The organism is Sphingobium sp. MK2, assembly GCF_040170545.1.
Lineage (GTDB): Bacteria > Pseudomonadota > Alphaproteobacteria > Sphingomonadales > Sphingomonadaceae > Sphingobium.
Genome location: NZ_JAZDXA010000011.1, coordinates 84,485 through 106,115, shown reverse-complemented (window position 1 = coordinate 106,115; position 21,631 = coordinate 84,485). Strand labels below are relative to the sequence as shown.

General features: G+C 58.3%; 19 protein-coding genes, 25 tRNA genes and 1 other RNA gene. 40 read left to right on the top strand and 5 right to left on the bottom strand.

What is annotated here, in order from left to right; all coding sequences use genetic code 11:
- Positions 1–48: 48 nt before the first annotated feature.
- The 5 genes from V2I08_RS07600 to V2I08_RS07580 all read right to left on the bottom strand — a co-directional run bounded on the left by V2I08_RS07600 (position 49) and on the right by V2I08_RS07580 (position 5,885).
- Positions 49–1,881: a DEAD/DEAH box helicase gene (locus tag V2I08_RS07600; RefSeq protein ID WP_349634552.1), complete on the bottom strand. Its 1,833-nt coding sequence runs from the start codon at positions 1,879–1,881 to the stop codon at positions 49–51.
- Positions 1,882–2,025: 144 nt separating this feature from the next.
- The gene (locus V2I08_RS07595; protein ID WP_349634551.1) at positions 2,026–2,289 is read right to left on the bottom strand and encodes a hypothetical protein; all 264 of its coding nucleotides are present in this window, start codon (positions 2,287–2,289) and stop codon (positions 2,026–2,028) included.
- Positions 2,282–2,491, bottom strand: coding sequence for a hypothetical protein (locus V2I08_RS07590; RefSeq protein ID WP_349634550.1), 210 nt, complete (start codon positions 2,489–2,491; stop codon positions 2,282–2,284). The genes V2I08_RS07595 and V2I08_RS07590 overlap by 8 nt, the downstream gene beginning before the upstream one ends.
- Positions 2,491–3,567, bottom strand: coding sequence for a helix-turn-helix domain-containing protein (locus V2I08_RS07585; RefSeq protein ID WP_349634549.1), 1,077 nt, complete (start codon positions 3,565–3,567; stop codon positions 2,491–2,493). Before V2I08_RS07585 ends, V2I08_RS07590 begins: the two co-directional genes overlap by 1 nt.
- Entirely contained in the window at positions 3,561–5,885 is a 2,325-nt protein-coding gene (locus V2I08_RS07580) for a hypothetical protein (protein WP_349634548.1), read from the bottom strand. The genes V2I08_RS07585 and V2I08_RS07580 overlap by 7 nt, the downstream gene beginning before the upstream one ends.
- A gap of 77 nt (positions 5,886–5,962) precedes the next feature.
- Between V2I08_RS07580 and V2I08_RS07575 the strand changes: the two genes are divergently transcribed.
- The 40 genes from V2I08_RS07575 to V2I08_RS07380 all read left to right on the top strand — a co-directional run bounded on the left by V2I08_RS07575 (position 5,963) and on the right by V2I08_RS07380 (position 21,602).
- On the top strand, positions 5,963–6,157 hold the full coding sequence (locus tag V2I08_RS07575; RefSeq protein WP_349634547.1) for a hypothetical protein: 195 nt from the start codon (positions 5,963–5,965) through the stop codon (positions 6,155–6,157).
- A 169-nt stretch (positions 6,158–6,326) separates the two neighbouring features.
- Positions 6,327–6,698, top strand: coding sequence for a hypothetical protein (locus V2I08_RS07570; protein WP_349634546.1), 372 nt, complete (start codon positions 6,327–6,329; stop codon positions 6,696–6,698).
- Between the two features lie 93 nt (positions 6,699–6,791).
- Positions 6,792–7,373, top strand: coding sequence for a site-specific integrase (locus V2I08_RS07565; protein WP_349634545.1), 582 nt, complete (start codon positions 6,792–6,794; stop codon positions 7,371–7,373).
- A gap of 92 nt (positions 7,374–7,465) precedes the next feature.
- Positions 7,466–7,882, top strand: coding sequence for a hypothetical protein (locus tag V2I08_RS07560; RefSeq protein WP_349634544.1), 417 nt, complete (start codon positions 7,466–7,468; stop codon positions 7,880–7,882).
- A 332-nt stretch (positions 7,883–8,214) separates the two neighbouring features.
- Positions 8,215–8,291 (top strand) — tRNA-Pro (locus V2I08_RS07555).
- A gap of 6 nt (positions 8,292–8,297) precedes the next feature.
- Positions 8,298–8,375, top strand: a tRNA-Met gene (locus V2I08_RS07550).
- A gap of 180 nt (positions 8,376–8,555) precedes the next feature.
- Positions 8,556–8,629: transfer RNA gene (locus tag V2I08_RS07545), tRNA-Val, on the top strand.
- 1 nt (position 8,630) lies between these two features.
- Positions 8,631–8,705: transfer RNA gene (locus V2I08_RS07540), tRNA-Val, on the top strand.
- 223 nt (positions 8,706–8,928) lie between these two features.
- Positions 8,929–9,003, top strand: a tRNA-Ala gene (locus V2I08_RS07535).
- Between the two features lie 25 nt (positions 9,004–9,028).
- Positions 9,029–9,104 (top strand) — tRNA-Asn (locus tag V2I08_RS07530).
- 1 nt (position 9,105) lies between these two features.
- Positions 9,106–9,181: transfer RNA gene (locus V2I08_RS07525), tRNA-Ile, on the top strand.
- 199 nt (positions 9,182–9,380) lie between these two features.
- Positions 9,381–9,456: transfer RNA gene (locus V2I08_RS07520), tRNA-Lys, on the top strand.
- Positions 9,457–9,524: 68 nt separating this feature from the next.
- Positions 9,525–9,600: transfer RNA gene (locus tag V2I08_RS07515), tRNA-Lys, on the top strand.
- Positions 9,601–9,607: 7 nt separating this feature from the next.
- Positions 9,608–9,681, top strand: a tRNA-Gly gene (locus V2I08_RS07510).
- An 89-nt stretch (positions 9,682–9,770) separates the two neighbouring features.
- A tRNA-Asp gene (locus V2I08_RS07505) sits at positions 9,771–9,847 on the top strand.
- 12 nt (positions 9,848–9,859) lie between these two features.
- Positions 9,860–9,933 (top strand) — tRNA-Glu (locus tag V2I08_RS07500).
- A 16-nt stretch (positions 9,934–9,949) separates the two neighbouring features.
- Positions 9,950–10,023 (top strand) — tRNA-Glu (locus tag V2I08_RS07495).
- A 21-nt stretch (positions 10,024–10,044) separates the two neighbouring features.
- Positions 10,045–10,119, top strand: a tRNA-Gly gene (locus V2I08_RS07490).
- 9 nt (positions 10,120–10,128) lie between these two features.
- Positions 10,129–10,204: transfer RNA gene (locus tag V2I08_RS07485), tRNA-Arg, on the top strand.
- A 5-nt stretch (positions 10,205–10,209) separates the two neighbouring features.
- Positions 10,210–10,284: transfer RNA gene (locus tag V2I08_RS07480), tRNA-Phe, on the top strand.
- Positions 10,285–10,603: 319 nt separating this feature from the next.
- Positions 10,604–10,691: transfer RNA gene (locus V2I08_RS07475), tRNA-Tyr, on the top strand.
- 6 nt (positions 10,692–10,697) lie between these two features.
- Positions 10,698–10,782, top strand: a tRNA-Leu gene (locus tag V2I08_RS07470).
- 6 nt (positions 10,783–10,788) lie between these two features.
- Positions 10,789–10,873, top strand: a tRNA-Leu gene (locus V2I08_RS07465).
- A gap of 84 nt (positions 10,874–10,957) precedes the next feature.
- Positions 10,958–11,031: transfer RNA gene (locus V2I08_RS07460), tRNA-Thr, on the top strand.
- Between the two features lie 18 nt (positions 11,032–11,049).
- Positions 11,050–11,123: transfer RNA gene (locus V2I08_RS07455), tRNA-His, on the top strand.
- Positions 11,124–11,141: 18 nt separating this feature from the next.
- A tRNA-Gln gene (locus tag V2I08_RS07450) sits at positions 11,142–11,215 on the top strand.
- 5 nt (positions 11,216–11,220) lie between these two features.
- A tRNA-Ser gene (locus V2I08_RS07445) sits at positions 11,221–11,307 on the top strand.
- Between the two features lie 6 nt (positions 11,308–11,313).
- Positions 11,314–11,387: transfer RNA gene (locus V2I08_RS07440), tRNA-Cys, on the top strand.
- A 1-nt stretch (position 11,388) separates the two neighbouring features.
- A tRNA-Trp gene (locus tag V2I08_RS07435) sits at positions 11,389–11,463 on the top strand.
- A gap of 111 nt (positions 11,464–11,574) precedes the next feature.
- Entirely contained in the window at positions 11,575–12,003 is a 429-nt protein-coding gene (locus tag V2I08_RS07430; protein WP_349634543.1) for a hypothetical protein, read from the top strand.
- 26 nt (positions 12,004–12,029) lie between these two features.
- The gene (locus V2I08_RS07425; RefSeq protein WP_349634542.1) at positions 12,030–13,664 is read left to right on the top strand and encodes a hypothetical protein; all 1,635 of its coding nucleotides are present in this window, start codon (positions 12,030–12,032) and stop codon (positions 13,662–13,664) included.
- The gene (locus V2I08_RS07420; RefSeq protein WP_349634541.1) at positions 13,661–13,945 is read left to right on the top strand and encodes a hypothetical protein; all 285 of its coding nucleotides are present in this window, start codon (positions 13,661–13,663) and stop codon (positions 13,943–13,945) included. The genes V2I08_RS07425 and V2I08_RS07420 overlap by 4 nt, the downstream gene beginning before the upstream one ends.
- Positions 13,946–14,280: 335 nt before the next feature.
- Positions 14,281–14,711: a transfer-messenger RNA gene (ssrA, locus tag V2I08_RS07415) on the top strand.
- A gap of 321 nt (positions 14,712–15,032) precedes the next feature.
- Positions 15,033–15,488 (top strand): hypothetical protein, encoded by a 456-nt coding sequence (locus tag V2I08_RS07410; protein WP_349634540.1) that lies wholly within the window; start codon positions 15,033–15,035, stop codon positions 15,486–15,488.
- Positions 15,489–15,494: 6 nt separating this feature from the next.
- The gene (locus V2I08_RS07405; protein ID WP_349634539.1) at positions 15,495–18,635 is read left to right on the top strand and encodes a primase-helicase family protein; all 3,141 of its coding nucleotides are present in this window, start codon (positions 15,495–15,497) and stop codon (positions 18,633–18,635) included.
- 203 nt (positions 18,636–18,838) lie between these two features.
- Complete coding sequence (locus tag V2I08_RS07400) at positions 18,839–19,396, top strand: deaminase (RefSeq protein ID WP_349634538.1); 558 nt, start codon at positions 18,839–18,841, stop codon at positions 19,394–19,396.
- 20 nt (positions 19,397–19,416) lie between these two features.
- Positions 19,417–20,658 carry an RtcB family protein gene (locus tag V2I08_RS07395; RefSeq protein WP_349634537.1) on the top strand — a complete coding sequence of 414 codons (1,242 nt, stop codon included), beginning with the start codon at positions 19,417–19,419 and terminating at the stop codon, positions 20,656–20,658.
- A gap of 2 nt (positions 20,659–20,660) precedes the next feature.
- Positions 20,661–21,107 carry a hypothetical protein gene (locus tag V2I08_RS07390; RefSeq protein ID WP_349634536.1) on the top strand — a complete coding sequence of 149 codons (447 nt, stop codon included), beginning with the start codon at positions 20,661–20,663 and terminating at the stop codon, positions 21,105–21,107.
- Positions 21,070–21,444, top strand: a complete 375-nt coding sequence (locus V2I08_RS07385; RefSeq protein ID WP_349634535.1) for a hypothetical protein — start codon at positions 21,070–21,072, stop codon at positions 21,442–21,444. Before V2I08_RS07390 ends, V2I08_RS07385 begins: the two co-directional genes overlap by 38 nt.
- Positions 21,441–21,602, top strand: coding sequence for a hypothetical protein (locus V2I08_RS07380; protein ID WP_349634534.1), 162 nt, complete (start codon positions 21,441–21,443; stop codon positions 21,600–21,602). The genes V2I08_RS07385 and V2I08_RS07380 overlap by 4 nt, the downstream gene beginning before the upstream one ends.
- Positions 21,603–21,631 lie beyond the last annotated feature (29 nt).

Here is a 21,631-nt window from a genome sequence, read left to right as displayed (position 1 = left end):
ATTCCTGCTGGTGTCCTTCGTTCAGGATGACGATCGTCTTACCGCCGCTCACGCTACTTCCTTCTGCTGGCGCTCGTTATCATTCACGCCGTTTGGTTCGGGACCGTCCACGCCACGCTGGATCATGTCGATGCGCTGGATGAGGGTGTTGATGGTCATGGCGTCCATGGTTCCATCGACGACGAGATATTGGATGAGAACATTGTGTTCGAGGCCGATCCGGTGGGCGCGATCCTCACACTGCTCCATGTCGCCGGGCACCGACCACATTTCGATAAAGACCACGACGGTGGCTTCGGTCAGCGTGTGTCCGGTGCCGCCCGCCTTGATGTTGGCGATGATGACATTGCAGTCCTCTTCCGGCTCGATGCCAAGGTCCTTGTCGCCTTGGAACCGGAGCTTCTCGGCCTCCACCTTCTTGGGTGTCATACCACCGACGATGCGGGCGGCCGTGGGGAACTGTTCGCGGATCGCCGCGACGACATCGGTGTGAATGGCGAAGACGATCACCTTCTCACCGGAATCCACAAGCCGCTTGATATGCTCGGCCGCCATCGGCACCTTCGACAGGGCGAGGTTATGTCGCGCCTCGGAGTAGGCTGCAAAGCCCGGTTCGACTTCACCACCGGACAATTCACCGAGCGCCTCCCGGTCGAAGTCGCCGCGCAGGATCGTGGTCATCGTATCGAGCATGAGGCCGGGGTCAGCCTCTTCGAGAGCCATCTTCGGCTTATAGTCGATACCGATGTTCACCGCGTCGAGCATGGCCAACGCATCAGTGAACTTGTCGCGCTCGGTCTTGATCATCTTCTTCAAGCCCTCAGGCGGAAGAACCACGACCTCGCGTGTCTTTTCAGGGAGGTCTTTCAAGACGTTCGACTTCAAACGACGCACCATGAAACTCTTGCGGAGCTTCTCGTTCAGTTCCTCCAGATTGGAGCCGCCGGTGACATCGAGACCGAAACCGTTTTCGTAGGCGTCGCAATAATTATACGCGAATCCCTCATAGGACTTGCCCAATTCCTCTGGGTCGAAGTCGCGGATGATCGGCCACATGTCGATCGGTCGCTTCATCATCGGTGTGCCAGTCAGCATGAGCCGCTTGTTGGCACGCAGCAGGCCCGCGACCTTCCGGATGATCTTCATCTTGGGATTGGCCCACTTCTTGCGGACCTCGCGCTTGAGCTTCTTGTCGTAATACCACTCGCCGAAGATCGCCTTCGTCCGGCTCGACTTCGGGTTGGACGCGAACTGTGCCTCGTCGGCGATCAGGATACCCCAATGTTCCGCCCAAAGCGCGTCCCTATTGCGCCACAAGATGTCGTAGTTGATGATGACGAAATCGGTGTCCGGGATGTCGTTACCGTAGGCGACGCCAACCGTAAGGCTCTTGTCCACGAGCCACTTTTCCATCTCCTTCTTCCAGTTGAGCTTGAGGCTCGACGGACAGATGATGATGCCGGAAGTGATCCCCTCATAGTTGATCAGGCCGATCGCCTGAATCGTCTTACCCAAACCCGGACTGTCGGCGATCAGCGTGTCCTCACGCTGGTGAGCGTAGAGAATGCCTGCCTTCTGATAGGGGAGGTAGTCGAGAACCTCCCCCTTGTGGTTCGTCATGTAGGGGACGGGAATGTCCGCATCGGCGAACATGGAATAAGACGCGCTTAGTTCCGCCTCGTGAGCGTCTAGGAGCGGTTTGACGATGGAGTAAGCGTAGTCATCCAGATAGTCGATCAGCGTCGCAGCGCGCTTCCAGTCCTTGGTCCGCCACTTCCGGGTGTGTAGGCGGTCGAAGGTGAACCCAGCTTCACGCGGGAGGTCACGCTCTTGCATGGTGCAGGTTGCGGTGTAGAAACCGTCGAGAAGTTCAATGATCAACGTAAGGACTCACACGCTGCCGCGCCTTGGCGGGGGCAGGGTAGGGTAGGGATCAGCGCTGGCGGCTGGTCGGTGACACGATCGAGAGAAGCGTGGCTGCGAGCACGCAGACGAGGACGGCGATCGGGAGGATGTCGTCGAGGGTCACTGTTGACGCATGGTGAAATGCCAAGTGAGCATGGCATTGGCGAGGCGCAACTTTTCCATCGGACACATGCCCATGGTCTCCTCCTCCGGCACCACTACCCGATAGCTCGTGCGATCCCGGTAGGGCTCTTCAATAACGCCTCGAAAAGGAACAAGGGGCAGGAGGCGGCGCGGCGCGCGGTGGAGCAACGCCCGGAGCCCCACCAGCAGCGCAAAACAAATTGCGACGTAGCAGATCAGTTGCAGCGCAATTTCAGTCATCAAGGGACTCCACGGCCTTCGCAAAGGCGACTGGATCGTCGATCACTACCGTGAACATTTCGATCGTGTTGAGGTTGAGGAGGCGGAACCCGCTGTCAGCAGTCCGCCCCGGCAGATCGAGGAGGGCCTTTTGCAAGAGGTTGAGGAGAGAGGTCTTCCCGCTCCCCTCCGGCCCCATGACGGCCACTTGGACCGTGCCCATCAGAGCTTCTTGATCCAGCCCCGCAGGGTGGACTCGCCGATGCCCAGAGCCCGTGCGGCTCCACGGTTCGAGACATTATCCGCGATGGCCTTCTTCACCTGCTTCTTGGTGAAGACGCGGTTGTCACTGGTGGTGAACGTCTTGCCCTGAACGGCAGCGGGGATTTTCTTTACCGCTTCCTTGACCTCGGCGGCGACATCCATCTTCTTGACGGAACGCTGCTTGACGATCTTCTCCGGCGGCATCACCGTCGTCTGGATGATCTCATCTGGATCGCTCGCCTCGACCGGCACCTGCAGCACCGTCAGCGGAAGCTCCGCCGGGTTCTCGAAGTCCACGATCGCAGCGCTCCACGCCTTGCTGTAGGCCTCAGACTGCGCCGACAGTTCGGCGATGACCTCGTAGCGACAGGTGCGCCCCTTCGCGAAGGCGTAGTCGGACGGGATCGAGGTCACATCGGCGGGATTGATCTTGACGACCATCACTCGCTCACCGCCAAATTGCGGCAGGTAGCTGGCCGAGCAGAAGTGGAATCCGGTCGAGCAGGTGCGGTGCCGGTTGGTGTCGCAGGCCTCCCGGTCCATCTCCAGAAGCGTGCCGACCGAATTGTCAAACAGACCGGAATGACAATCCTTGTAGTTGCGCCGGACCTTCTTGAAGGCGATGAAATGACCATCGGGCGTGATGGGCAACTGCGCCTTTTCCATCCACTCATAGAGTTCCTGATGGATGTAGCCCGCCGGGTTTTTCAACACGTTGACCATGAAGGCCGCGTAGGGAGTGATGTCGATGCCGTCGTTGAAGATTTCCAGCATCCGCTTGGCGAGATAGCTGCCGACCGGTGAGCCCTCGAACAATACCTCGACCTCGGTGACGGTGACCGGGCCGAAATTCATCGACGCCAGCATCTTCTTGATGGTCGAGAACTTCTCGATCGCGATCAGGTCGCGCTCCTCCGGGGGCTTCCGAAGTTCAGCGAGAAGTGGCACATAGTTGGCGTGACTGTCATCGATAGTCGCGATGCTCCCGTCGATGAAGACGGTGATCGTGCTCCGGCCGATGGTGAAACTCAGCATGAGGCGTAATCTTTCAGGAGTTGATGGATGAATTGCTTGTTGTTGTTGACGGTGCGGCAGACCTTCGCGACCTTCATCCAGCGCTTTGGCAAGATGGGGGTGACGAACTCCTCCTGCTTGATGAAGAAGCCGTGGTGCTGCATGTCTTCCACGCGGGGAGGGAGAACCTCCAGACCCATGGCGACGGCGCGGTCGATGATTGGTCCGATGTGGTGCTTGAAGTTGTCGTTCATAAGGAACATGAACCACATCGTCTGATCATCGACAGGCATAGACCGGCGGCGCTTGTTGAACCGTTTCAGATCAGTGATCGGATTGCGTTCACCGTCTTTGACCTTCAACGCTTGCAGCGCGTAGGCCAAATCGCTGCGCTCGAACCGGTCCCAATTGAGGATCGCAATGAACTGGCGGACATCGCCATCACTCATCATCTGGGGCAGGTCGTCGATGCAGCCATAGAACAGCGGATAGTCAGCCCACTTGGTCAGCGGCTCATTCGATCGGGTGTTGATGAAGGAGATCGACTGGCCGGTGGTCCGCTTGAGAAGCTGGTGGATCAGCATCACGTCCTCGACCGCATAGTCAGGATAGACCGTCCGACCATGGACGCGCGCCGAATAATCATTGTCCGGCTTTTCGACCCGACCTTTGTTCATGAAGGCAAACAGATGTCCTGCATAATCGGCATCACTCTCAGCGCCCGCCGTGGTCAGGTTGGGAGTGATGAGCTTGATACGGTGGAACGCGCCGCCCCCGCCATTGTTACCACCACGCGGCTTGGCCGTGATGTTGGCTGGGAGGTCTGGGAGTGATGACAGCCGCACGACCGGCGGGCGGCCCATCGCCTTGTGCAAGCGTGGACTGAGCCGACGCTTGTTGATGATGAACGCCCGCTCATACTGCTCCTGCTCGTTGTTGAGCCAGTGCTGGATGATCTTCTTCGCCTGCCGCGCCCGCTTCCCCTTGTCCTCGTCGATGTAGATCATGACCGAGTTCAGGAAGGCGTTGTGCTTCTTCGGAGCGCCGTTCGTCTTCCAAGTCTGGTAGCTGTAGACGAGATAATAGGGCTGACCCTCGTGGCGCTGAATGACGCTCGCCAATGGCTTCAAGCCGCGCTCGGTGCCATCTTTGGCGAAGCAGGTAGCGAGATATTCGTTGAGAACCTCAGCCTCATAGGAATAGCTCGTCCGGGTGAACAGCACACCCAGCCCATCGAACAGAGGGCCTTTCGCCTGCTGCAATTGCTCGAACTCGGTGCCGCACTTGGCGAAGGTGCGTTCATAGGTGGCGTCAAGGCTCTTGACGAACTTGATCCACTGCTGGCGCAGCGCCATAACGGTGTCATCGGTGTAGGCGAGACGCTCCCGCGACACGTCGAACTCAAGGCTTCCGATCGGGAAATCGAGGACGACGGTCAGGTTAGCGGAAAGCGCCTGAAACTCCGCGACGCGGGACGGGTGCAGTTCCTTGGGGACGCCCTTGAACCGCACGCTCTCCTCGATCGTGATCGCGTCCGTCTCATCCTCGTCGAGGTTGGCGGCCGATACCAGTGACAGGTCGATGGGGTAGAGGACGCAGCCCTGCTTGGCGTAGAAGCCACCGTCCGGCAGATAGGAAGCGGGGTAGGCCTTCCAGAATGGTCCGACATGAGAGGGTTTCTCGGTCAGCGCCGTGACAACATCCATCGGCAAGCCGTTCGGCAGCAGCGGGAACCCTTTGAATACGCGGATTGCGGACCGGCGGAACTCGTCGATGTCCTTTTGCTTGACCGCGAACTCGATCTTCGTGCCACGGGGTTCATCGCTCGCGGCACTACCGGCATAGTCGATCTTGGGCGCGCCGCCCTTGCCCATGGATACGACATAGTGACGCACCGTGCCGTCCTGCCAGATCGTGATCGAGCAGCTATCGGTGTAGGCGAAGAAACTCATGCGGCCGAGGCCAAGCATTCCAACCTGCTTGTTCGCCGGGGTCGTGGTGTCCTCGGCTGCGCTCGCCTGCCCGTCCTTCGTGCTGTCGAAGAGCGTGGTGTAGCGGTTCATCATGAACTGATGACTCATGCCCGTGCCGAAGTCGCGGATCGAGAATAGCGGCGACAGTGTGGACGGCAGATGCACATCACAAGGCTGGATCACGCCAGCAGCGATGTGGGCATCGAACATGTTGGTGGAAAGCTCACGGACAGCCGCCTCGACCTTGCGGCTGTAGAGGCCGTCGATCAGGGACTTGAAGGCCTTGCCGGAGGCCATAATTGTGAACTCTGCGGTTTCCCCGAATCCTTCGGCGAAAACCTCTGCGTGGCCATGGCGATACTGCATGGTGTCTCCTTCTTGTGACAGTCTCGCTAGACGTTTGTCCTTGCAATGTCAAGCCAGATTGTCTATAGTTTCCGGCGATGAATAGTGAGACTGTCACCAACGAACAGGCCGATGACCCGTGCATCTGCCATGGGGTCGTTCCCAAAGAAAAGCGCATCGATTTCGACCAGTTCCTCCTCCACGAGAAGTCGGGGAAGCGGAAGTGGAAGACTGTGCTGCGCTATCATAAGGACTGCCCGGAGCATGGAGTGAAACAATGCCACGCGGATTGAGTCCAAACCAGTGTAACGAGATCGAGCATTCCGGTGTTATCCCACCGGAATGCTCCTTTATGAATCCGACACTTCACTTTTGCTGGACAGGGTGGGGCGGATACTTGATTGACGACGGCGATCCGGAATATGAACGCTGTCGTTGTAGCGACCATGGAGCGAAATCTTAGTGAATGATCTGAACCAAATTGCGAAAAATCTGTGCGAGAATGCTGCCCCTTCGCCAGATGATGGTGTCAGCAATGTCGATCGGGTGCGCTATATCGCTCAGGTGTTCGAGGTCGATGAGATCGATCTTACGACCGTCTTCCCTTATGAAGAGGTGCTGACCTCCGACGACACCAGCATCGTCGAAGCCGCGATCCATCTGTTGAAGCTGCAAAGCCAGTTTCTCTCTGCTGCCTTCTATAGCGGGCTCATCGAGCCGGAGAGCTTTGAATTGAAGTCAGCGTGGTTCATGCTGGCGCTCAACAAGCTCTACTGGCATCGCCGCCACCTCCACGAGGGGAAACCTACTCCTCCATTCACGTTCATCCATTAACCATCAATATGGAGTATCTGTTGGATGTGTGTTGACTCCACCAGATACTCCACATAAAACTCCCTTATCGAATCACGATGAGGGAGACAACCAATGGCTGTAAAACGGGCAAAGACCCTGACAAAAGAGCAGTTGGATATGCTGCTCGACTACATCACCCACAATAGCTCCATGCCTGTCCGCGACCGGCTGCTGCTCCTGCTAAGCCACAAGGCTGGGCTGCGAGCCGGTGAGATCGCGAAGATGGATATGAAGGCTGTCACGGACTCCGAAGGCCGCATCGCGAAATACATCACCGTGTTTGCCAACGTCGGCAAGAAGAAGAACGAGCGGGTCATCCCGATGCATCCGGCAATCCGCGATGCGCTCAAGGAGTTCCGGTTCAACTATCCCAACGAGAAGCATTTCGCGATCGGCCGTTACAAGCGTGACAAGCCGATGACTCCGGCTGTCTTGACCACATGGTTCTGGAAGCTCTACGCCGCTGCTGGCTTCACTGGATGCTCCAGTCACTCCGGCCGCCGGACGTTCGGCACGAACATGGCGCGCTCTGCGAACAACTTCCATAACTCGCTGCGTGACGTGCAGCGTCTTCTCGGTCACTCGCGGCTGGAAACAACGGAGGCTTACATTGAGCCATCTGATGACGTGAGCAATATGGTATTTGCCGTATAGGGTGGAATATCTTTCCTAACTGGATCAACTTTCTCGTTGACCCGGTTGACCGAATCTCATAACCAAGCCGCAACAGCAAAGAGGAGACTGTCATGAGCACGGAAGCGACCAAGGAGAAGAAAACCACGCCACGGCGCAAGCAGGCCGGTGACAGCACTGCGCCTCAGGCGGCCGGTGGCGCTCATCCTATGATCAAGATTCGCACAGCGCCGGGTCGGGGTGGTCGCCCTTTCGATGAGGAGCGGTGGCCGTTCAGCCAGTTGGAGACTGCCTCGAAAGATGCAGACGGCAACATCACCGGCATGTCCATCTTCATTCCGGAAAGCGAGAACCCTAATGCCGCCATCGCCGCCGCTCGGAAGCGGCACCGGGGACCTCGCTACATAAAGTTCATGACGCGCAAGGGTATGGACCATTATCCAGACGAGAAAGGCCCCCTTGTCAAAGGCGTCCACATCTGGAAAGACCCTGATCAGACGCCAGAGCGGCGTGTGTCCAAACAGGGCTGACGAATTTCCCAGCGGTTGTCTCCCGTGGGAAAGGGGCAGGGGAAGCGGTTCCCCTGCCCCAACTTTTTTCATTATGAGTGTTATTTGTGCTTGACATACTGACAGTTTGCGCATATCATTCGGCTTCAATTCGCGGCAATGTCGCTTCAAGGATTTCGAGACTTCCCATGTTCACCCCCGCAATCATCAACGCCAATATCGCACCGGTCGCCATGCCGGTGAATGCGATGGCGCGTGCCGCAGGGGTGGGAGACTAAGGTCCGGTCTCACACATAAAAACCCGAACCGTATAGGGGACCAAGGCAATCTTGGTCCCCTTTTTCGTGTTCCATCTGGGGGTGGCTCAGCCCGGTAGAGCGTGCGCTTTGGAAGCGTGATGTCGCAGGTTCAAATCCTGCCCTCCAGACCATTTTATGCCAGTGTAGCTCAGCCCGGAAGAGCGACGGCCTCATAAGCCGCAGGTCGGTGGTTCAAATCCACCCGTCTGGCACCAGAGTAGGAAGAAGCGTCGGTTCGATCCCGACCATCCCCTGATCCGGGATGTAGCTTAGTGGAAGAGCGCTTTCATGGAGACGCCGGTTCGATCCCGGCCTCCCTGCCGAGCAGGGAGTAGCTTAGTGGTAGAGCGCCGAATTTCGATCCCGGTATCCGTAAAATCGGATGGATCACGCGATGAGGATTAGCTCAGCGGTAGAGCAGGGGTTTCACATGCCTTGTGCGGCGGTTCGATCCCGTCATCCTCAACCATGCGTCGTTAGCTCAGTGGTAGAGCGCCTGTATGACATGCAGGATGCCGGTGGTTCAAACCCATCACGACGCACCAGATAGAGGCTCGACGAGCCGAAACGCCGGAGTTCGTCGTCCGGTAAGAGCAGGTCCATGCAGGGATCGACACGCCGGGCAGGTGGGATGACATCCCAACGCTCCCGATACGATCGAAGGCTGCACGGTCCTGCTACCAGTTTCAAGATCGAGCCTGTCGGACGCGGTAGGTATGGGACGCGAAGTTCGGGCGGAAATCCGAGACCCTGCGAGCCCACCTCGATGGGGATGTAGCTCAGAGGTAGAGCACCCGTTTTGCAAGCGGAAGCGCGTCGGTTCGACTCCGACCTTCTCCACCAGTTTCGCAGCCTTTAAGGTTGCTGTTTGCGTGTAGCTCAGTTGGTAGAGTGCCCGGCTGTTAACCGGGTGGTCGCAGGTTCGAGGCCTGCCACGCGAACCATTGTGGTGTAGCTCAGTTGGTAGAGCAGCGGACCGATAATCCGCGTGTCGCAGGTTCGAGCCCTGCCATCACAACCAAAATTCAAGTGACAGTCTGAAAATAGTTGTTGACAGTCTGACCACTATCAGTTACCATTCACACTTCAACGGCCAAATGGCCCTAACGGAATTGAAAGTCTCTATCATGCGCTTCGGATTCAAACGAGATCGCCGAGAAGGCGAACGAGGTTTTAGCCTCTAACCGGTAGCGTGCCTTTGCTGCTGGTGTCGTTCTGACGGATCAGTAGCTCAGTAGGTAGAGCAGGGGATTCTTACTCCCAAGGCGGTAGGTTCAAGCCCTACCTGATCCACCAAAACGACATCAGACTTCAAACGCCCTACCGATCGCCCGGTGGGGCGTTTTTCGTTGTTCTCGGCTTTCGGGCCGGTAGCTCAGTAGGCAGAGCAGGGGGCTTTTAACCTCAAGGTGGTGGGTTCGAGACCCACCCGGCCCACCAGTTTAATGCAGGCGTCGTCCAGCGGTAGGACACCTCCTTGCCATGGAGGAAACACGGGTTCGATCCCCGTCGCCCGCTCCATCTTTTGCGGTGAGTAAACCTGCCTCGTTCGTCGATCGCGATGACGACGGGGCGGCGATCGTCAACTCGGTCCTCACCGCTCCCGTCTTGGTTCTGTAGCTCAGTTGGTCAGAGCGTCGGGTTGTCAACTCGAAGGCCGTGGGTTCAAGCCCCATCAGAACCGCCATTCCTCCAACATGGCCCCATCCTCTATGGGTAAGAGGCCGCCCTCTCACGGCGGTAAACCGGGTTCGAGTCCCGGTGGGGCTACCATTCAAAATGCCATAATGCCCCCGTCCTCTATGGGTAAGAGGCTGGTTTTTCACGCCGGTAAAGCGGGTTCGAGTCCCGCCGGGGGCACCATGGCAGTGATGAGAATTTCGAGCGACATTAGCTCAGCGGTAGAGCGGCGGTTTTCCAGTCCGCGCGTCAGGAGTTCGATCCTCCTATGTCGCTCCAAATTCTCTTGGCCCGGAAGCACAACTGGACGTGCAGTCCCCTACGAAGGGATAGGTTGTCGGTTCGAGTCCGACGCGGGCCTCCATCATTGGTGAGGTAGCTCAGAGGTAGAGCGCCGGTTTGAAAAACCGGGCGGCGCTGGTTCGATTCCAGCCCTTACCACCATTTTCAGTAAAGATGTCACTTTGTTGTTGACACTATCACACGAATCGGTTAAACTCCCCATCATGACACAGACCCACACCTTGCTAACGCTTTGGCATTATTGCCAACAGCTATCGAGTTCATCCCTCTAAGGGAGTGGTTCTGACGCGCCGCTCCCACATTGTGGAGGGTGGCGCACAGGGTGCAAACCGGTTTCGAAAGCCGGGCCAATCCTGAAAAGGTTGGGGGTTCGATTCCTCCACCCTCTGCCAAAAGTTTCCAGCGTCAGTCCCCAAGCGGGTCTGGCGCTTTTTTGTTTTCCAAGGAGAATTTCAGTTTCGGGAGGGCTGGGCACGAGTGAGCCCACACGCCTGTAAAGCGGACGGTCTTCGGACCTGTGAGAGTGCAAATTCTCTCACCTCCCACCATGGTTTGGCCTGCTGGTGAAATGCAGACGCACTCGCCTCAGAAGCGAGCGACCGAAAGGTCATCCCGGTTCGAGTCCGGGGCAGGCTACCATCTCATGGGGATGTGGTGAAATCGGTAAACGCAGCGGGTCGAGAGCCCGCCGCCATATGGCTTGAGGGTTCAAGTCCCTCCGTCCCCACCAGTTACCGAAAATGGGTCAATCCAAGGGTTACCCCGCCTTCGGTTCAATAACTATCGCGCATCTCACATGCGCGATAGTTCCAATGCCCGGTTAGCTCAATGGTAGAGCTACGCCGTCGTAACGCGAGGACGAGAGTTCGATTCTCTCACCGGGCTCCATCTACGCAGGTCTCAGGTGTGGCCGAGGCAGAACTGGATGACGTGCCGGATTGTGATTCCGGAGATAGCGGGTTCGAGACCCGCCGGTCACCCCTAAGCCCTGCGGCTATTTCCCGTTCGTTCAATGGTAGGACGCCCGGCTCTGGACCGGGAGATCGAGGTTCGAGTCCTCGGCGGGGAACCAGAATTGGAGAGTTGGCGGAGTGGTAACGCACCTCCCTGCTACGGAGCGGTAGCCGCAAGGCTGCGAGGGTTCGATCCCCTCACTCTCCTCCATCCTATGCCGCCTTGGCCGAGTGGCAAGGCTCCGGATTGCAACCCCGGCATCTCCCGTTCGATCCGGGAAGGCGGCTCCATATCGGTGTAGCTCAGTGGGAGAGCGGCGGATTCCAAACCCGCGCGTCCGGGGTTCGATTCCTCGCACCGGTGCCATATTCAGAAGTCCACATTGACTTCCGCGAGTTAATCCGCTATTATGCCGCACTCGCATCCCTCCCTTTGGGTGCCTTCCTCCACATCGACATCCATAACCTGAGGGCCATCATGTCCAAGAGCAATTTCCTTGAGAACGCCATTCTGGCGCTTCTCTTCAACGGCACCGGTATCGCCAACATGGCGGACAACGCTGGCGTTGCGCCCCTGACCAGTCTCTATGTGTCGTTGCACACCGCCGACCCCGGCGACGCAGGCACGCAGTCCACCAGCGAGATCACCTACACCAACTATGCGCGTGTCGCTGTTGCCCGCACGGCAGAGGGTTGGCAGGTGACGGGCAACGCGGTCAGTCCGGCCGCGAACATCGACTTCCCGACAGGCACCGGTGGGGGCGGCACCGCGACCCATTTTGGTATCGGCACCGCGCCAAATGGCGCAGGCACCTTGCTCTATTCCGGCACGGTCACTCCCAACATCGTCTGCGGCAATGGCATCACTCCCCGCATGTCCACCACAGGGACCATCACCGAGGACTGATCCTTCCTCTTAGAGGAGTTTGATCCTTGGCTGTCTTCCTGCAAGACGACTTTTTCGGTAGCGGCTCAGCCACAGCCCTCAACGGCTGGGCTGCAGACGTTGGCGGATCATGGGTCCAGTCTGCTGCGTTCAGCAGCAGCATGGGCTACGTCAGTGCCGTCCTCAATGTGCAAGCAACTGGCGCTGGTGTCCGCTCGTCTTCGACGACGACACCCGGCGCTATCGGCTATAATGACGTAGCAGCACCTAGCCCAAACTACAGCGTGACGTTTGATGTTGCACGCTTCCTCTCTGGTGGCACCGCCGGTGTCGCACTCCGACTCGATCCTGCCGCACGGAATTGCTATTTTGTAAGCTGTGCCATCTCCAGCGTCGCAATCTATAAGAGCGTCGGTGGTTCCCGTGTCACCTTGGCTACCATCTCGAATGGCTCGCTTGTGCCAACCGATGATGCCTACGCCTCGATTGAGGTGACGATCTTCGATAGTGTCATCACTGTCTTCCGAGATGGTGTCCTATACGGTGCATATGAGGATACCGACGCGCCCATCACGGACGCGGGACATGTCGGTGTAGGATCGCGCTACGGCATCATCAAAAACCTCGTCGCTTCGTCTCTGGAAGGACAGATTGTCAGCGCGGATTGCGCTTCTTCTGGTGAGGCAAATGCCGCATTCGAGGGTGCGAAGACCGTTGCAGCCTCCTTGTCAGCAGCAGGGGCTACGCCGGTTTGCTATATGCAATCACAGACCTATCGTGTCGGTGAAATGCGTAATGCCGGAGGTGTAGCTACCAGCAGCATGAACGCGCTGCCGCTCATCACGTCGCAAATCTATTCCCTAAGCCAAGCGCCTGAGCCTGAGTTTCACAGCATCGCATTTCAGGAGGCTGCTGCGACGTTCTCGTCGTCGGGGAGCACAGGCGGTGGCTTTACAGGGCGAGCGATTGCCGGGGCGGCCATCAGCGCCGAGGGTGTTGCCAGTGATGTGATGATCTCGCGTGCTTTCGAGCAAGGCGAAGGTGAGTTCTCGACCGGCACCGGCGGCACCAGCATCGGTAGCTTCATCGGGCATCGGATCGTGGGTGCCCGGATGGTCTCCGCGCCCAGCTATGAAACGGCTTCCTTCCGTCTTCTCGCGAGTGCTTTCGTTTCGAGCGAAATGTCGAGCGCGGGGATGAGCGTTGCGGATATGAGCGGGATCGTTCCTATCCGCATGGATGCTGCGGGGACATCGCAGGCCTCTTTCGGACCCTTCGATGTCACCGTGCCAGCGGATATGGCAGCGTCGGGTTCGTCGATCGGCACGTTCCGGGAGCTTGAGTTCGCCACCGGCCGTGTGCGGGCGTTGGGAGATGTGATCGCCCGCTTTGATGGTATCACCATCCGGGGTGGGGCGATGCGGTCCCTTGGCACTTCAACCCTGTCTACATGGTTTGCAGCGGTCGTCCTTACCTCGCAGATGGAGGCGTCTGGAGGCGTCAGCGGGCGCATGGTGTCGCTGTCGTTCAGCAGCAACATTCCGACGCCGGACGATCGCGCCACGTTCCTCCCGGCCGAGGATCGCACCGTCTCCCTAGAAACCGAAGATCGCACCGTCCTTCTTGAGCAAGAAGATCGTGAAGTCTCCCTAGCAGCAGAAAACCGGATCGCATTCGTATGAGCATCAAATGGAAGACCCCGAAAGACCCTGATGAGGTTCTCGACTATGTGGTGGACTATTCCAGCCGCATGGTTCCGGGAGATCGGATCGCGGCAGTGCTGGAGGTTTCGGTCGTGGAAGGGTCTGTCCATATCGACAGCTACTCATTCACGGACAATCGCCTCACAGTCTGGCTGTCGGCGGGGGAGGAGGGGGAGACCTGTCCGATCCTGTTCCGCGTCACCACGGAAGGCGGGCGTCTGCTCGGCCAAACCGTAAGTGTGCGGATCAAGTCAAAATAATTGGAGAGCATTTCAAAAGAGTGTTGACTCCAGATGTCGATTCGCATAGTGAAAATGACATCGGGGCTGCGGCGATGTGGAGGAACCTCCTCCCGGTGACGATGAGGAAAAGGCCTACAAAGCCCGAATGCGCCACCACCGTTCAGGGCACCAGCGCAGGAATGATCATCTGCACTGGTGCCGAGCATCACTCGCAATGCGAGACCTCTTGCATAAGCGCCCGGCCTGAACCGCCGGTAGCGGTATGTTGCTCAACACTAGGGCGGCGTAGCTGGGAGTAGTGCCCCGGCGAGCTTCGAGGGCTCACATTGCCAGTGATGGCAAACAGGTTGGCCCTACGTGCCGTTATCGACCGTGGTTCTTACCACGGGGCGCAGGGTCACACAGATATGGTCGTAATCGGACGATCAATGCAAGGTGTGGACGCGGGGGCAGAACCCGCCACCTCCACCATGGATGATGGGTGATACTCTTCGAGATGTCATATGAGCAAGCCGTGGCTTAGCTTCCATCATCCTTGCTGGGGGTGAAACAGGATCGACACGCCGAGCGGAGAGAAGGACGCGACCCGTTTAGACACCGCCCGTCATGCGGATCAAACCGACTTAACCGTCAACGACAACGAAGTTGTCGAGATGCGCCTCGCGGCGTGATCTCAGCCGGGCGAATGTGAGGTCTTCGGACTAAACTGTGCTCGGTAAATTCCTAGAGGGATCAACTCCTTTGGGTGCGGACTGGCCCACCGAGCAACAGAACGGGCCACACAATTCAGGCGGAGGCCGGGCACACGCCCCGCCCCCTGACCGCAGGTCGCCTCCCCCGCGACCGTGCCCGGTCTCCACCTGAATTGTGCGTGGGTGCCCACATACGGATCGACTGATCAGGACCGTTGAAATGATATACACGGCCCTGTTTTGAACGGCATGAGCCTGACAGCCGGAAAGAGCGGCATTAGAAAAACGAGCCCGGTCGCCTAGTGCGGCCGGGCTTTTTCATGGTCATTCAGAATCTTGCATGTGACATTCTGACTTGACACTTGGCCTGTCTTCCCGTAGCTAAGCGATCCCGACATCAATGGAATCGCGCTTTGACGACCATCGCCATCCGGGACGGCATTATCGCTGCCGACACCCGCATCTCCTACCGCACATTCCACAATGGCACGAAGAACAAGATCGCTCGCTGCGGTCGGTTCTATGTCGCCTTGGCAGGAATGGGCAACCTCCGCCGCCCGCTCGAACAATGGGCGGAGGCGGGGTGTGCTCCCGACAATTTGCCCGAAGTGTTGGTGGAAAACCGTAAGGAGTTCTCCGCGCTGTTCCTTGATAGTGATGGGCGCATCTTCGAGTTCGATGAGCATGGGCTGTTGGAGATCGAAGCCAACTACACGGCGATCGGTTCCGGCGGTTTCTTCGCCATGGGGGCGATGGCCCACGGCGCAAATGCTGTGGAAGCGGTCAAGGCCGCCAGCCTCCACGATCTCGCATCAGGCGGCGAAATCCACCACGCCCACTTCTCCTCCCTCACTCCCCTCTTTTCCTGAGTTCCCATGGCAAAAATCGCAAAAATTCTCGACAGTCTCTTTGGGCACACACAGGGCTGCATCCGTGTGGTCGATCGCCACGATGAGGTGCTCTTCGACGACTTCAATAAGGCCGAGGCCGCGATCCTCGGCATGGATAATCCAAGCCTTGATCTGGTGACCGATGAAGGGGAAGCGGTCGGTCTGTTCGTCGCCGGGAACCCGGCCGTGGTGGAACCGGCTCCGTCTATCCCACTCGACGAGGGGATGATCTTTCTTCTCGACGGTGTAGCTGTCCCGGACCAACCGACCGGTATTCATATGGTGCCTTTGGACATCCTGATCGGCGATTTGTCAGGCGAAGCCGCTGTCGCATTTTATCTCCCCGAAGACCTCAATATCGAGACGCCTGCTTCGCGGACCGAGATCACGCTGGCCAACGGCCGCCGCCGTGACGAATTGCAGGGCAAATGGAAGGGTATCAAATCCACCTTCGGTCAGTTCACCGATTATCTGCGCGATCACAAAGAGGGCGGTAAGGACGGCGCTTGCTTCCTGCAGGGTGAGTGCGCCAACGGCCACCGCAAGGCGGCGGCGATGATCGTGAACCACATCCTTGGCGTCGATCTGGACAGCGGCGCGCCGCTCAAGGATGTGCAGGACACGATCCGCAAGCATGGCTTGGAAGCGGTGATCTATACCACCCATAGCCATCTCAAGGACACCAGCGTCATCAAACGCGATCACTTCTTCAAGTGGTCCGGGGAAATGGTGGCGACCCCGGAGACCGTGGCGGAATATCTCATGCAGGTGAAGGGCGTGCTGCCTGCGATCGTGGAGGGTTGCACGATCCTCGACGATGCCCAACACACCGAGGAAGGCGTCGTCATTCTCGTGCAGCATCAGCCGATGCCGAAGTTCCGCGCCGTGTTCCCTTTGGCGGAGCCTTTTGTCTTCTCCAAGCGCGGCGGAACCCAGCAGGACGCCATCGCCGAGTGGAAGGAGCGCTACGCCGGTTTCTGCACCGACCTTGGCTTGTTCTTCGACGAGAAGTGCGTCGATCCGGCGCGCCTGTTCTACGGCCCTCGCCACGCAAAGGGGAGCACCTCCTTCGGCTCGTGGCATATCGTCGGCGATCCACTGGACCTCGACAAGTTCGACCGGGTGAAGATGAAGCGCGGCAAGGACGGTAAGCGTCGCGCCGTCGCGCAGAACGCCTTCACCGACGCCGGTGAAGACGATGAGGACGATCGTGGTCGCTACGTCACCGAGAGCGGCTTCGACCTGCGGCCGTGGGCGGCCAAACACGCCAAGGTCTTCGAGGTCGAGCAGATGCTCGAAGAGGTGGTCGGCGGCGAGTTCATGCGTGAACCCCGCACCGGCGGGAAGCCGGGCGTCCATGTCGAGTGCCCATTCGAAAACGAACATACCAGTTTTGGCGGCGGCGGCACCTATGTCGTCAATGCCTCCGACAATCAGGCTGATGGGTTTGAGGGTGGGTTCACCTTCCACTGCGTCCACAATGCCTGCTCCGGCCGGGACCGTTTGGACTTTCTCCGCGAACTGATCGACCAAGAGGTGATCACCGCGAAGGACCTCCAGAACCGCTCCTATCGTATCGAACTTGAAGAGGATGAAGAAGAGGATGATCGTAGCCCACCTCCACGTCGCAACGCGGTGGTATCTGCTGACGACGGTGGCCAAGTGCTTGTGGCGGAAACCATTCCGGATGAGCCTGAGGGCGACGACGAAGAGTCCATTCTTCACTATCTTAATCGAAAATACGCAGTCGTCCGGACCAGCGGCGGCGTCCGCATCCTCGTAGAGCCGCTATCGCCGGAGGAGGATGTGACGTTCGAGACCCAGAACGACGTGTCGCTTTATGAGCGGCAACGGGTCATCTGGAGCGGCGGCGAGAAGGGTAAAGGCAAGGCGCAGAAGTTCGAGGCATTCAAGCTATGGCTCGAATGGGAGAAGCGCCGCACCTATCGCAATGTGGTGTTTGCGCCCGGCCGCCGGACGCCCAAGGACATCTACAATCTGTTTCGCGGTTGGCCATACGCGGCTGTTCCGACCACTTGGGAGAACACGTTGGATAACGCAACGGTGCCGGTGAAGGGCGACTGGTCGATGCTCCGGGCGCACATCTTCGAAAACATGTGCGAGTCCAAGCCGGAATATTTCGAGTGGTTCATGACGTGGTTGGCGCATCTGTTCCAGCAGCCTGATCGCAAGCCCGGCTCAACGGTTGTCGTAACTGGTGAGAAGGGCGTCGGCAAGTCCACCCTGTTCGATTATATCAACCAGCTTCTGGGACGCCACGGGATCACGGTGTCCCAGCGCAAGCAGATCGTCGGCCAGTTCAATGGTCATATCGCCACCTGCCTCCTGATGGTCTGCGAAGAAGCCTTCTGGGCCGCCGACCCGCAGGCCGAAGGTGTGATGAAGGACATGATCACCAACAAGTCGGTCCTGATCGAACGCAAAGGCTACGACCCGATCCAGTCGGAAAACTACACCCGCCTCGCGCTGATCTCGAACAGTGAGTGGGTGGTCCCTGCCTCGTTGAAGGATGAGCGCCGCTTCTTCGTGCTGCGGTGTAACAGCACCCGCCGGGGCGATCTCGCCTTCTTCGGCGCGATGCGTGAACAGATGGAAAAGCATGGCGGGCTCGAAGCGCTCATGCACGACCTGATGACGTGGAACCCGGTCAACGATTCTTGGTCTTCGCTCTACAATCCACCAGCGACCTCGCATCTCCAGCAGCAGCAGATCGAGTCATTGACGGGTGTTCAGAAGTTCATGCTCGAACTGGTGAAGTCCGGCGTCTACGAGACCCACGACGACAAGGTTCCGGCGATCGAACTCAAGACGCATGAATCGACGATGATCCCTGCCGTCCACATGCGGGCCGCCGTCGAAGATTATGTCCGGCTCCGGTTCGCGTCCGACAAAGCCAAGACGAGCTACGACGATATTTCGGCCGTGGTCACCGATTGGTTCGGGGCGCAGGAGACGAAGGTGGCTGTCGAAGGCCAGCAGAACCTTCGCCGCATGTTCCGCTTCCCGCCACTGTCCGAAGCGCGGGCGAAGCTGCTTGAGACCAAGGGTCTGCACATCGAAGCCATGTCCGAAGAGACTGTCAAAGCGTTTCGCGTTCGTCATTAAAAATGTCACACGAATCGTTGACAGTCACTTGAGATGTCACTAGGACTCCAAGTGGCAGCACGGTTGTCGTTCACCTCTGGTTACGACAACACCCTCTAAATCATGGAGGCGTCAATGAAAAAGTAACAATTGGCGGCCAACTCGCCGCTCTTTCCGAAGTAACCCTCCCCGATGGAAGAGCGGGGAGGGTTTTAATCGACGATTTGGAGATCGTAGTGTCGCAGTGGAATGACCAGTTCTGGCTCGAAATGGCCAAAAAATATGCTGAGGAGTCAAAGGACCCGTCCACCAAGGTCGGGTGTGTGATTGTCCGCCCGGATCGGACACCTTGCTCTTGGGGCACGAATGGCTTTCCACAAGGTATCGCCGACACGCAAGATCGTCTGAACGATCGCCCGACCAAATATGACCTCACGATCCATGCCGAGTTGAACGCGCTCTTGTTCGCTCCAGAGCGTGTCGTGGGTTACACCCTCTATTCGACGTTTGCTCCGTGCATCCGGTGCGCGGTCAACATCATTCAGGCGAAGATTGCCAAGGTCGTCTTCTACCTCTCGGATAACGAGCGCTGGCGTGAAGAGCAGGCTCGTTCGATCGAGCTTTTCCTTGAAGCTGGCTTGACGGTCATCGGTATCGATCAAGACGACATCGCTGAACGGCACATCATCACTCGCCGATGGACGCGGGTCCGCGACCGGCGCGCCGGTGGTCCCCCTGCCAACGAACAGTCCCATCGCTGGGACGCACCCTGCTGCAACTGAAAAACAGAAGAGGAGATAACATGAAGGTCGAGCAGTTTTCTGATGCCCATGGCGGCAAGCGCCTCGTGAAGTTGTGGGAGCCGGAAGGTTTCCCTTTCGAGGCCGAGGCCATGACGCAGATACGCAATATGGCAGCGATGCCGTTCATTCATAAGCATGTGGCAGTGATGCCGGATGCCCATGCTGGCAAGGGTTCGACGGTCGGCACCGTCATCGCAACCAAGGGCGCGATCATCCCGGCGGCCGTGGGCGTGGACATCGGCTGCGGCATGATGGCGGTTCGGACCTCGCTGACGGCTTCGATGCTGCCGGACAATCTCGCCCATGTTCGTGGGATGATCGAGGCGGCTGTTCCCCATGGGCGCGGCACCGATCAGCAGATTCGGTCAGGACGTGATCCCGGTTCGTGGGGTAACATCGCCGCTTCGAACGCGAACCGCTGGAACGCTATCGACAAGGAATATAAGGCGATCATCGCCAAGCATCCCAAGATCGAGCCGAAGCGTCATCCGTGGTCGCATCTGGGGACGCTTGGCACCGGCAACCACTTCATCGAGCTTTGCCTCGACGAGGAGCAGCGGTTGTGGGTGATGCTGCACTCTGGGTCGCGCGGGATCGGTAACGCGATCGGCACCTACTTCATCGAGAAGGCGAAGCGCGAGATGGAGCGGTATCATATCGACCGCTACCTGCCGGATTCCGACTTGTCCTATCTGGTCGAGCACACCGAGGTCTATGACGATTATGTCTCGGCGGTCGATTGGGCGCAGGGGTTCGCTATGGAGAACCGGAAGGCAATGATGGAGGCCGTTCTTGGCGTCCTCCACAAGGTCTTCCCGCCGTTCATGACCGAGCAGCACGCGATCAACTGCCATCACAATTATGTGACCAAGGAGCAGCATTTCGGCGAGAACGTCCATGTCACCCGCAAGGGTGCCGTGCAGGCTCGTGAGGGCACGCTCGGCATCATTCCCGGCAGCATGGGCACCGGCAGCTTCATCGTGCGTGGGCTGGGCAACAAGGACAGCTTCTGTTCCTGTTCGCATGGTGCTGGACGAGTGATGAGCCGGACCAAGGCGAAGAAGCTCATCACCATGGAGGAGCACGCCAAGGCGATGGAGGGGATCGAGGCACGCCTTGACGCTGACATCCTCGACGAGAGCCCGGCGGCCTATAAGCCAATCGGTGCGGTCATGGATGCTCAGTCCGATCTCGTCGAGGTCATGTTCCGTCTGCGCCAGATTTTGAATGTGAAGGGATGAGCATGGCGCAGATCATTCGATACAGCGGCTGGTATAGCGAAGAGCTTTGCCAGCAGCACCCCACGCTTGTCTTCATCTTCGGCGACAATGTGCGAGGCGTCGGGCGCGGCGGGCAGGCGATCATTCGCTATGAGCCCAATGCGTTCGGCGTTCCGACCAAACGGGTGGGCTCCATGGCTCCGGGCTCCTTCTTCCAAGAGGGGAACCTGACTGACCGTAACAGCGTCATCGACGCTCTCAACAAGATTGAGGACATGCTCGATGGTGGTAGTCAGATCGTGGTCCCTGTCACGGCGGAGGGTGAGATCAGCCTCGGTCTCGAAAGGGCGAAGCTCAAGGAGGTCGCTCCATCCCTTTACGCGATCATTAAGGAGCGTTTCGAGGCGTTCGCGGATAGTTATGGAGGTCGCGATGCCGAAGAAGCAAAGCAACTTGTCCTCGCCGATTGAGGTTCTAGGACACCCTGACCCTGAGGTCCTCGCCATGCAGGCGATGATCACCGGGATACGGCACTTCGACGAGCGCAACCTTGGGGCGTGGCATTTGAAGGTCTTAATGGCCGCCGAGCTTGCCAAGCGTATCGGTAAGCAGCCCCCGCGCCTTGTCGATATAGCGACATTCGCTCGGCAGAAAGAAGAGGCGATCCAGCCCTTCGTTCGCGATCTGGTGGAGCGCCGTTATCTCGTGGAGGTGATGCCGAAATTCGGCAACCTCATCTTCCGCTACAAGCTGGGACCGTCCGGCGGGACGCTCCTGCGTAACATGATGAAAGAAAACGCATTTTGAGCAACCTCATTCGTAAGATCGCGAAAAAGAAACGGGCCGCCGCTTTGAAAGGACCGGGCATGGGTAAGTCCGGCACGGCAAAAGCACGGATCATCATGAAGCTGCATCCAGAAACGGGTGAAATGCGTGAGTTTCACCTCACGAAGGGATGGCGATAGTAAATCTCGCCTACCAACTGATGGAACAA